Origin of the sequence: Idiomarina sp. UBA3162 (assembly GCF_002364475.1) — a bacterium.
In the GTDB taxonomy this organism is placed as follows: Bacteria; Pseudomonadota; Gammaproteobacteria; order Enterobacterales; family Alteromonadaceae; genus Idiomarina.
Window position 1 is genome coordinate 1 of record NZ_DEYI01000060.1, and the last position, 2,831, is coordinate 2,831.

The window sequence follows — 2,831 nt, forward strand, 5'->3', positions numbered from 1 at the left end:
TAGGGCCCTGCTGAACGGTTACAATTGTTTATATTACCGAATTGTAATGTAGGGGTAATCTGGTTGTCAGGCGATGGTGCTAACATCAGCAACAATTAATAAACAGTCATTGACTGCTGTCTGTCAAACACCAAGGAACGACGAGACCGTGAAAAGCGCCTTCATTCACATAATTATTGTTATTGCATTGCTCAGTGTGCAAGTGAGTGAGTCATTTGCATTCGCGCAAATGCCATGCAGTGACGAAATGGCAGCGGAGATGGATCTCGGATCTCACGATATGCACAGCGCTCATGACATGATGAAACACTCGCAAAGCGATGATATGAATGATTGTTGTCAGCAAGATTGCTGTTGTCCAATGGCGATGTTTCATATTGGTCTTCTCTCTAGTCAAGCTCATTCGTCACCCGAAGGCGTGTCGCTGAGTATTCAGTCTCTTAACCCAAACCTAAACCAAATCTTTTTAGGTGGATTGCAGCGCCCTCCGAAACACTCTCTCATTTAAGCAGGATAAGTCCGTCTAGAATCCGGGCAATGATATCGCTTGTTAGTCGAATGTTCGTAGCAAGCCATTTATTTAAACAATAGAAATGAGAAAGTAATTATGTCAATTATTACGCATCGCTCGATGTGGATAGCCTTGGTGTTTGCACTGTTTTTATCAGCATGTACCGACGCAACACAGATAAATAACGATTCAGAGGCAGTGACTGAATCCCCGATAACGTCCTTAACAGTCTACAAAAGCCGTTCTTGTAAGTGTTGCCAAAAGTGGGTGAACCATATTGAAGAGCACGGGTTCGACGCAGACGTATCCAATGTTACGTTAATGTCTCGAATTAAAGACAAATATGGTGTTGCGCCTAATTACCGTTCGTGCCATACGGCATTGTCCCCAGGCGGTTTTGTTTTTGAAGGTCACATTCCAGCAAAATTCATTCAGCAATTTTTAGACAATATACCTGAAGGCGCCATCGGACTCAGTGTGCCGGCTATGCCAATTGGCTCACCTGGTATGGAAGTCGGTGATCAATTTCGTCCTTATCTTATTCTGCAACTCAATGACGATGGCAGCGCAACCACTTATGCCGAAGTTAATACCTATGAGGAGCAATTCTAATGAGACGCTTTTCATTTCATGTCATTGTACTAATGACGCTTTTGAATACTGGGCTCGCCCAAAGTCAAACCAAGTCGGTATTGACATTGGAGCAGGCTGTTGAAATCGCGATTAACAACGACCCTTGGCTTGTAGGCAGTGAGTATCGCGAGCAAGCCATTGTTTCAAGTAGCGTGGCAGCCGCTAGTTTGCCGGACCCGGTAGTTAATATTGGTTTAGCGAACTTACCAACAGATGGATTCGCATTCGATCAAGAACCCATGACGCAACTTAAGGCAGGGGTTTCGCAGATGTTCCCCAGAGGGGATTCGTTAGATATTCGTTCTCGTCAATTAAGAGAGCAAGCCGCCGAGCACCCATTAATGCGTGCTGATCGCATCGCCCGCACACGTGTGCAGGTCTCAGATATTTGGCTTGAAATTTATCGCGCGCAGCAGGGTATTAAGCTAATCCATCAAGATAGGGCATTGTTTGAGCAACTCAGTGACATTGCCAAAGCGAATTATGCGACCGCCCTTGGACGCGTGCGACAACAAGACATCATTAGGGCAAAGTTAGAATTGACGCGGTTAGAAGACAGATTAACAAAACTACAAGCACTGGAAGAACGCGCAACAGGTAAGTTATTGGAATGGATCCTAAAAAACCAGCAGTCTGCACGCCAACTTGGCTTTGATGCATTTAGCGCGTTGCAGTTGCCTAATACATTACCTGCCATTGCAAAAATCACTGACAACACGTTGTTAATGGTAGAAAGGAAAAACCAACAACAGCTCGCGGAATTACTCGCAGATCACCCTTATATTTTATCCATTAATCAACGTATCAGAGCGAGTCAAACCGGGGTTGAGTTAGCTAAAGAAAAATACAAACCCCAATGGGGCGTAAATGCCAGTTACGCTTTTCGCGATGATACCCCGGCAGGTGCAAGTCGAGCTGATTTTTTGTCAGTCGGTGTTAGTTTTGATTTACCTATTTTTACTGAAAACCGTCAAGACAAAGAAGTCTCTGCAGCCGTAAATCAATCAGAAGCCATAAAGACTGACAAGTTACTCGCACTGCGCGAAATGATGTCTGCCATCCAGTCGTTATACGCTGAGCGAGAACGTTTAACTGACAGGCAATCGTTATACAACGACGAGTTATTAGCACAAATGCAAGAACAAGCAGATGCGTCCTTGAATGCCTACACCAATGATGACGGCGATTTCGCCGAAGTTGCTCGCGCGCGTATCGCGGATTTGAATGCGCGTATTGATGCATTGGATATCGATGTGGATCTCGTCAGAACAAACATTCGACTTAATTATTATTTCAATACCACCGCAGGTATTTCCAAGACTCAATTCGGAGAACAATAATGAATAACACGAAAGCCATTATTTTAGGATGTGTTATCGGCGGTGCAATGACTGCGTTAACATATACATTCCTACTTCCTTCTGATGCACCATCTGCCGCAGCAGGGCAAAGCGCAGAACCCCAGCCACTCTATTGGGTAGCACCGATGGATCCCAATTACCGCCGTGATGAACCGGGTAAATCTCCGATGGGAATGGATCTCGTCCCCGTTTATGAGGAGAGCACAGGAGGTAATGAAGGTCCGGGAACCATTAGCATATCACCCAATGTAGTTAATAATTTAGGGGTAAGAACAGCATCGGTTCAACGCCGCTCGCTGCATGTCCCTATTCGTACGGTTGGCTAT

General features: G+C 45.1%; 4 protein-coding genes. All 4 read left to right on the top strand.

The features are described from left to right. Positions 1 to 148 precede the first annotated feature (148 nt). On the top strand, positions 149 to 508 hold the full coding sequence (locus B2X00_RS07730) for a hypothetical protein (protein WP_290486950.1): 360 nt from the start codon (positions 149 to 151) through the stop codon (positions 506 to 508). 99 nt (positions 509 to 607) lie between these two features. Beyond that, positions 608 to 1,123 (top strand): DUF411 domain-containing protein, encoded by a 516-nt coding sequence (locus B2X00_RS07735; protein WP_044447419.1) that lies wholly within the window; start codon positions 608 to 610, stop codon positions 1,121 to 1,123. Continuing rightward, on the top strand, positions 1,123 to 2,484 hold the full coding sequence (locus B2X00_RS07740) for a TolC family protein (protein ID WP_290486955.1): 1,362 nt from the start codon (positions 1,123 to 1,125) through the stop codon (positions 2,482 to 2,484). Before B2X00_RS07735 ends, B2X00_RS07740 begins: the two co-directional genes overlap by 1 nt. Further along, on the top strand, positions 2,484 to 2,831 hold a 348-nt coding region (locus tag B2X00_RS07745; RefSeq protein ID WP_290486956.1), incomplete at its 3' end, for a heavy metal-binding domain-containing protein. The genes B2X00_RS07740 and B2X00_RS07745, both read left to right, overlap by 1 nt.